Genomic DNA, 7745 nt, shown 5'->3' on the forward strand with positions numbered 1-7745 from the left:
GTTGCCTCGTCCAACGGCTTCTTTGCCATGGCGCGTATCTCCATTCAATCCGTTAGAGATATAACGCGCCAGCATCGAATCGGTTGTCATGTTTTATGGGAAACTCAATAGATCGCTGAAGCACCAGTTGCATCCAGTCTCGTCGTGGTCTTGCCATTGCGCTGCCTCCTTGATGCGGGAGGACCAAGTCGCGACGAAGCGCCGAGGCCACGTGTCGGGCAAGCACGTCGCGCCGCTCGAAGAGTTCGGTTGGCTTAACCTGAAGCCGGTAATTTTGTTACTGAACAGAGACGGCTCTTTGATCGAAAATGCTGTTCCGCATAAACGTCGCGATCTCCTACAATGACATCGCCACTTGGCGTTATGCACAGTTACCACAGGCGCTGGGTTGCGATGGCTGGTCAGCGTGAACGTGTGCGAGAAGCTGGACGCCGCGATTGGGCGCGCCGCAAGTGCCGGTATCAGCGCCTATATCGAGGTGATGACTCATACGTACGCCGCTTCAAAGCCGTCGCTGACGATGCATGACGCCGGTGAACACCCTCTCTAAGTCGTGACGCCGCCCGCCGGCCTTTTCCTGGATATGACAATGAGATCCATGTCGCGCCGTCAGGCGCTTCAGGCCTTTGCCGCGCTCGGTGCGCTGGCGGTGCGCCCCGGCTGGGCCAGCGATGCTCGGGTTAGCCTGCCCATCCCGCCGGAACGCATGCCGGACGCGCAAGGCGTTATCGCCTTCGACGCCCGCAGCGCCAGCCGACGCTTCCTTTCGAACCGGAACACTCCGACCTACGGCTATGACGGCGCCTTCCTGGGGCCGGCGCTGCGCGTGCGGCGCGGCCAGGCCGTGACGATCGACTTCACCAACCGCCTGCCCGAGCCGACGACCGTGCATTGGCACGGGCTGGTCATCCCTGGCAATGTCGATGGCGGTCCGCACCGGCCCGTGGCGCCAGGCGGACGCTGGCGGCCAACGCTGCCGATCGACCAACCCGCCGCGACGCTCTGGTTCCATCCGCATTTTTATCCCACAACCGCAGCACAGGTGATCAAGGGCCTGGCCGGCCTGCTGATCATCGACGACGAGGAGGCGGACCGGCTGACGCTGCCCTCGCGCTGGGGCATCGACGACATTCCGCTGATCATCCAGGACCGCCGCTTCCGCGGTGACGGCGCCTTCTTCGATGCGATGAACATCATCACAGCGATCAACGGCTATGTCGGCATCCAGCCGCTGGTCAACGGCGCGGTATATCCCGAGGCGCGCACCGCGCGCGGCTGGGTGCGGCTGCGCGTGCTGGACGGGTCCAATGCCCGCAGCTATCGGCTGAGACCCTCGGACGGTCGCTCGTTCTTCGTCATCGGTTCCGACGGCGGACTGCTGGAGCGTCCGGTGAAGATGAACGAACTCATCCTGCACGCGGGCGAGCGCTTCGAACTGATGGTGGACTGCCGCTCCGGCAAGCCGTTCGACCTGGTCGCGCAGCCCGAGGGCGATGCCATCATGCGGCTGCCGCCCTTCGATGCGCCGCTGTACTTGCTAACGATCCAGCCTACGGGAGTGGAGGGAAAGGGCAAGCTCCCCGACGTGCTGGCGAGGTTGCCGTCATTGCCGGCAGAGCCGCCCGCAATCAGCCAGACGCTGGTCATGAACATGTTTCGCGACCAGGCCGGCATGATGCCACTGATGAAAGCCGGACTGATGATGGGCATGGCGCCGCCAAGCCCCGTCGCACCTGAGGTCGTTGCCCGTGTTACCCGGCTGATTGAGGGTGAACCGGTCTTGCCGATGGCCGAGCAACTTGCGCTCAACGGCGTTGACGGCAAGTCTTTCGCACTGAAGGAGCCGGGCTTCACTGCCGGCCGCGGCGAGGTGCTGCGCTGGCGGGTTTCTGAAGGCGAGGACAAGATGCTGCATCCGGTGCACATTCATGGCTGCCAGTTCCGCATCCTGTCTGAGAACGGCCGCGCGCCGCAGCCGCATCGCGCTGGCTGGAAGGACATCGCACCGATTGCGAATGCCGGCGTAAGCGAGCTGCTGCTGAGCTTTCCTCACCCGGCCGTAGCCGATGCGCCCTACATGGCGCACTGCCACATCTTGGAGCATGAGGACTCCGGCATGATGACGCAGTTTACGGTGGCATAGAGCGCGCGGGGCGGGCCCCGTCGGCATCCTTAACTTCCACGCAGCTCATCTCGATGTTCGACTGCGTCGCGCTGCTGTGGTTCGTGCCGGCGTCGTCGTCGACGCTGCAATCGACATCGGCGCCATGCCGCAAGTGCGGGTAACGACGTGGGCCTTCGCTATGGTCACACCGGCGTGATCGGTGCGTTCCTCTATGTCCTCGGCTGCCGAGAACAGAGGCCGAGATCGTATAGGCGCCGCGTAGCAGCGACGGGTGTTCGGCCCGACCATTCAAAAAACGGCTACGGGAGTCGTTCAGGTGTGGATCTATGCACGCGGAAATTTCCCTTCAGGAATGGAAGACTCGAAGAGATCGTGAACGATAAGCGAATGTAGTTGGCCACCATTGGTCGCGCAAAGCGAGCGACGAGCGTGTGTGTTCCCGATCATCCAATTTCACGGACCGCAGCAAGCCCTCTTCGACAAGACGTGGACGCCAAGACGACATCGCCCAATGTGACGAACGGATCCTATTGGCACGATTCGAGTCGAACGAACTCGAGCGTTGAAGGGCTGTTACTGGCCGAATTGAACTAGGCCGATCGCGCGGCGCGGCGGGTTCGCCGATAGCAAGCGAACGCAGCGCGAAGCATTTCCGGGTTCAAAACGGACAGCGTCTACGTACCGGCCTCAACGGGCAATTGCAACAAACCGGATTGCCCACTATGCGATGGATCGGCGCCGGGCCGGTTGAGGAAACCTGGACGGGACGACTTCGCGACGCCTCAATTGTGATACAAATATGGCCGCACGTCTGGCGCAGGCCAGTGACGTTGTCTACAACCATTCTCCCAGGAAGATTCAGAACATGGCAACAGGTACGGTCAAGTGGTTTAACGATGCGAAGGGGTTCGGGTTCGTCACGCCGGACGACGGCGGCGAAGATCTGTTCGCGCACTTCTCTGAGATTCAGACAAACGGCTTCAAATCGCTTCAGGAAAACCAGAAGGTCAGCTTCGAAATCAAGCAGGGCCCCAAGGGGAAGCACGCCAGTAGCATCAAGCCGCTGTAAGTGCTTCGCGCCACGAACGCGTCATGTCGGGCGGTGCGAGCGGTCGGAAAGTGGTCAGACTCGCGTGAGCATGCACTTGCCCGACGGACTGGACGAGTCACGGACTCGTGCGGGGGTATTACTTCGTGTGAGATGGGCCGGCCCGATCGGGACGTAGCCGTCACGGTAACCGCGCACTGTCACGAAGCATTGATCGACGACAGGCGGAGGCGCTGCAATGGCATGCGTACCGGCTTCGGAAGTCTTGAGTGATGTCGCCATCGACCGCGAGGACGTAGTCGATAAGGAGTTCGTCGCCCCGCCTGATGGCAGTGAGGGCATGAATGAACACACGATCGCCCGTTTCTACTGCCGCGCAGTTGGGGGGCATGCATGGTTGAGAAAGCAGGCACTGTTGTCGCCGCAGCTGCCATCAATCACCCGCCTGTCGGAGAGGCCAAACACGAACGTATGGCCGGTCCCCTCACCGTTGTACTGGATCAGCCGTTCTCCAACCGCAAGTGATTGAAGGGCAAAAAGTCCTGTGCCATGCACAGATGGACGTCGTGCTGCCATGCGTCGCACTCTTATGGTTTTATTTCCTGGCCGCATTGCGGTCGGGTTGTTCGGGTTTGTGGCCGGGCGAGAAGCATACCGCTGCGGCTGGGACCTCGCCATTCGCCTGGTTGATGGCGCGGCACGCGGGAATGCGATCACACGCATCGCGGCGAGCTGAGCGCCGCAGCGCGTGGAGCACGGTTCGCGACCGGTACTGCTGCGGTGTTTTCCTGGCAGTAGCGACGGGCACCTGAGGAGGCACGCTCAGTCGCGGGGCAAGATGTTTGCCCGATCCTATATACGGATGTTGCGCTGGTCGACCTGCAGAGGGAAGGGCGTACCCGCCTGCCATCATGCGGCATCCCGGGTCCGGCAGGGCATGCCATCACGCGGTGAGTCGCGGTCTAAATGGCTAACCTCTATTGCGGGCGTCGATCCACTCTTTTGCCCACTCCAGTCCGGCCACCTGCGCGTCCTGTTCTGCTGTGAAATATCCGAGCACCCTGGAAGCCTCGACGACCCTGAGTCCGCGGGCAATTGTGCCGCTCGCCGCGTAGCGATTCTGTTCCGGGATGGCATATCCCCGGATCGGGTAGCCCGCGTAGATTGCTGTCTGCGTCACCGGCTTACCTTGTCATCAACCTTGTCTGCGCTGACCCGCAGGATGTTGCCTTCCGGCGTGGCGATGCGCGGCATATGGTGGGCGCGTGCCTTGCCATGTCCAGGCTTGCGTGCCGGTGTCTCCCGCCGTCCGTGGCGGGCGATGCTTTTCCGATGATGACGTTTCGCCGGTCCTGCCCCGGGGTGTGCGCCACCCGGCCTTGCCTCTGACCGATCCCGGGTCGCCGCGTCGCCGGTATCGTGGAAGCCGGCAAACACGGGCGACGAGAACCAGGTGAGCACGAAAATCAGCGTAAACAGTTCGCCGCATTATCGCTGTCCATGGCATGCGCGTCCGGCGGCGGCCGATGTGAGTTTGCGTCCAGCGCACAGCCGCCAGGGGCGCTCATGCGGTGACCCGCGTGGCGCCCGTGCGTGTCGAAGCCGGGACAGTTCCGTTGCCACCGGAGTCTGGTTCTTCCGTCGTCGGGATGGCCAGGAGGCGATCCAGGTGATCGCTGGCTCTCGCAAGGACTTCAAGGCGCACGGTGGCCAGCATGCGGTCATACTCGTTGACGACCCGGGTCAGGCCATCGATCAGCGCATCGGGCAACTCGCGCCACACACCGGTCTCGTCGAACTCAAGCAACAATTCCACGAGTTGCCGCTGGAGCGTATCAAACGTTTGTGTTTCGAGCCTGCCATGACCCGCCCGCGTGACCAGACCGCCGATGATGCAGACCTGTGCCAGATGATTGATCAGCATGCGCTCGACATGGCCGCTACGGATCCGCTCGAGAAAGAGACGGGTGCGCAGTATCAGGTCTGAGGCCCGCTGACGGGGCATGGGGAGCAGCAACGCCTTCGAGTGCACGGCGGACAGGCGTATTGGTTTTGTGTCTGGCATGGGAGCGTCCGGGTTGTCGGCTTGTGAGGCGATTTTGGGGTGGCTTCAGCCGTTTCAAGAGTCGCTGCCGGACTACCGGCTGCCAGATGCGCCCGCTCACGAAGCCCTCACTTTCTGGCGGTGAAGGCATCGCCGATTTGCCGCGCACGTTCGACCTCATCGCTGTGCAGGTAGGTGGTCACATGTTTGATCTTATGTACTGATCTGGCGTTGTTCGCCCTCGCGGCGAATCGTCGATTTCGCCAGCAGTTCTATCGCGGATAGGGCGTATTCATGTCTCATCGTACGGGCTATTCCACAGGCCATCATGCGGTGCGTTGCCGTCTCGGCGGCTAGCTTCCGTTGTGGCGATCGATCCACGCCCTGGCCCACGCCAGACCAGCCATCTGCGCGTCCTCTTCGGCTGTGAAATATCCCAGCACGCCTGAGGCATCAACGACCTTTGATTCGCGGGTAATCGTGCCACTCGCCGCGTAACGATCCCCTTCTGGAATGGCATGCCCCCAGATGGAGTAGCTCTTGTAGAATGCTGATTGCATCGCCGGGTTACCTTGACATCAGCCTTGCCTGCGCTGACATGCAGGGTGTCTCCTTCCGGCGTGACGATGCGCGGCATGTGGTGGGTGCGTGCCTTGCGATGTCCTGGCTTGCGTGCCGGCGTCTTTCGCGACCCGTGGCGGGCGACCATGTTCCGATGATGATCTTTCGCGGGTCTCGCGACGGAATGTGCGCCGGTCGGCCTTGCCTGTGGCCGAATCGCGATTGCGGCGTCGTATTTGCTGGCAACGCGGAAGGCGCGAACGACGCGAGCACGGCAATCAGCATGACGGTGCGCAACATTTCATCGCTGTCCATGGTATGGGGCCTTTCAAAATAGCCGATGCGACGTTAGTTTACGGCTAGGGGAGAGCGGCGAGGGCCAGTCATGCGGAGACTCCGGTGGTGCCTGCGCGCGTGGGAGCAGGGACAGTCCGGCTCTCGGCGCAGTGCGGCTCTGCGTTCGCTGAAATGGCCACGAGGCGATCCAGGTGGTCACTGGCTTTCGCAAGGATCTCAAGGCGAATTGTGCCAAGCATGCGGTCATACTCGTTGACCATCTGGGTCAGCCCGTCGAGCAGCAGATCGGACACGTCGCCCCACCTGCCGGTCTCGTCGAAGTCGAGCAGTAACCGTGCGAGTTGCTGCTCGACCGCATCAAATGTTTCTGCCCCGAGCCTGCCGTGACCGGCCCGCGCGACAAACCCGCTTATGATGCAGACCTGCGCCAGATGATTGACCAGCCCGCGCTCGATATGGCCACTACGGATCCGCTCGAGAAAGAGGCGGGTGCGCAGTATCAGGTCGGATGCCTGGTTGCGGGGCATGGGAAGCAGTAGTGCCCTGGAGCGGGGCGCTGGCGGCCGAGACGGCTTTGTGCCTGACATGAGAGCGTCCGGGTTGTCGGATTGCGACGCGAGGTTGGGGCGGCTTCAGCCGTTTCAAGAGTGGCTGACTTGCTGCCAACTACCGACTGCCGTGTGGGCCGGCTTTCGAAGCCCTCGGTTGTTTCCCGCAATAGTTGCCACCGGGGACTCGTTGATACACAGATAAGACGAGTTTCTCGACAGTGCCACTCAAGATGAACTGGAAGTAGTAGTCAATCGGCGTGCGAAGCCGACGTCATTCGCGCATTGAGAGTTGAGAGGCTCAGCGTCCAGCGCATGCGGCAGAAGTCGTTAAGGGTTATTCGATGCCCGCCATTGGCCGCAGGAATGTGTGTGCCTCCGCGCATGTCGGCAGGCGTCGAATAAGCCCCCGATGGAGGAAACTGAGGAGTGCCCGGATGCGCTTGACGTCTTCGCGGCTATGACGATTGATATGCCCGGATGCTCAACGGTGCGGGATGCGGCGGGTTCAGGCGGGATGCCGCACGGGCACTGACTCGGTGAGGAAGCGGTACTACGGTGCGATCGCGATGATGACGTGGGGTTGCGCGTCGCTTCGCGAAGCGACGCGCAAACGTGCGCTCGTGGGCCGTGTTGCCGCAGCGCCGACGTTCGACAGGTGGATCGAAGAATCGCGATGCTCATGTCTGAACCCGGCGCATCGGTGGTGCGCGGGTGGGGGCGCTACGCGCGAGGATGTCGATGAGATCATCGGTGCGCCGCAGTGCCGGCAGGTGAAGACGGGCCGGGTTTCAATGGTGGCGTCGTCTGGTGACGGGCTGATCTGGGGTGCAACGTGCAGCAGATCGCGCACCTTCACGAGACTGGCGCAGCGCACCGGGTTGGCGAGCAGTCCGTAGTGCCGGATGCGATGGAAGCCACAGGGCAGCACATGGAGCAGGAAGCGGCGCATGAAGTCGCCGGTTTCGAGGGTCATGGTCTTGTAGCGGGTGCGTCTCTTCGGACGGTAGGCAGAGGTGGCCTCATTCGTTCGGACAGGATCCGCGAGTTTTTAAGTGGAATCGCTGAGGCAATCAAGCTGCCGATTTTATCGCTGGCAGCATGGCGAAGTATGCTTCATCC

Annotated in this window: 6 protein-coding genes and 2 pseudogenes; 2 read left to right on the forward strand and 6 right to left on the reverse strand. The window is 62.0% G+C overall.

Features of this window, described 5'->3' with window-relative positions; all coding sequences use genetic code 11:
- Positions 1-598: 598 nt before the first annotated feature.
- Both cueO and HV796_RS39260 read left to right on the forward strand, forming a co-directional pair.
- A complete protein-coding gene (gene cueO / locus HV796_RS39255; protein ID WP_217478171.1) occupies positions 599-2143 on the forward strand; it encodes a multicopper oxidase CueO in 1545 nt (514 codons plus the stop codon).
- An 847-nt stretch (positions 2144-2990) separates the two neighbouring features.
- Positions 2991-3194, forward strand: coding sequence for a cold-shock protein (locus HV796_RS39260; RefSeq protein ID WP_175233160.1), 204 nt, complete (start codon positions 2991-2993; stop codon positions 3192-3194).
- 160 nt (positions 3195-3354) lie between these two features.
- On the opposite strand, the pseudogene HV796_RS44855 reads toward HV796_RS39260, so the two are convergent.
- The 6 genes and pseudogenes from HV796_RS44855 to HV796_RS46190 all read right to left on the reverse strand — a co-directional run.
- Positions 3355-3764 (reverse strand): annotated as a pseudogene (locus tag HV796_RS44855) (SET domain-containing protein).
- A gap of 379 nt (positions 3765-4143) precedes the next feature.
- On the reverse strand, positions 4144-4353 hold the full coding sequence (locus tag HV796_RS39265) for a hypothetical protein (RefSeq protein WP_175233156.1): 210 nt from the start codon (positions 4351-4353) through the stop codon (positions 4144-4146).
- A 384-nt stretch (positions 4354-4737) separates the two neighbouring features.
- A complete protein-coding gene (locus HV796_RS39270) occupies positions 4738-5238 on the reverse strand; it encodes a hypothetical protein (protein ID WP_175233157.1) in 501 nt (166 codons plus the stop codon).
- Positions 5239-5570: 332 nt separating this feature from the next.
- On the reverse strand, positions 5571-5777 hold the full coding sequence (locus HV796_RS39275; protein WP_175233158.1) for a hypothetical protein: 207 nt from the start codon (positions 5775-5777) through the stop codon (positions 5571-5573).
- 384 nt (positions 5778-6161) lie between these two features.
- Positions 6162-6602 (reverse strand): hypothetical protein, encoded by a 441-nt coding sequence (locus tag HV796_RS39280; protein ID WP_175233159.1) that lies wholly within the window; start codon positions 6600-6602, stop codon positions 6162-6164.
- Positions 6603-7303: 701 nt separating this feature from the next.
- Positions 7304-7632: pseudogene (locus tag HV796_RS46190) on the reverse strand (transposase); the annotation flags it as partial.
- Positions 7633-7745 lie beyond the last annotated feature (113 nt).

This window comes from Paraburkholderia humisilvae (genome assembly GCF_902859855.1).
Classification (GTDB): Bacteria; Pseudomonadota; Gammaproteobacteria; order Burkholderiales; family Burkholderiaceae; genus Paraburkholderia; species Paraburkholderia humisilvae.

Bases quoted from the DNA above. Each gene is read 5' to 3' on its own strand.
- HV796_RS39260 (WP_175233160.1), top strand. From the start codon at position 2,991: ATGGCAACAGGTACGGTCAAGTGGTTTAACGATGCGAAGGGGTTCGGG.
- HV796_RS39275 (WP_175233158.1), bottom strand. From the start codon at position 5,777: ATGCAATCAGCATTCTACAAGAGCTACTCCATCTGGGGGCATGCCATT.
- HV796_RS39280 (WP_175233159.1), bottom strand. From the start codon at position 6,602: ATGCCCCGCAACCAGGCATCCGACCTGATACTGCGCACCCGCCTCTTT.
- HV796_RS39270 (WP_175233157.1), bottom strand. From the start codon at position 5,238: ATGCCAGACACAAAACCAATACGCCTGTCCGCCGTGCACTCGAAGGCG.
- cueO (WP_217478171.1), top strand. From the start codon at position 599: ATGTCGCGCCGTCAGGCGCTTCAGGCCTTTGCCGCGCTCGGTGCGCTG.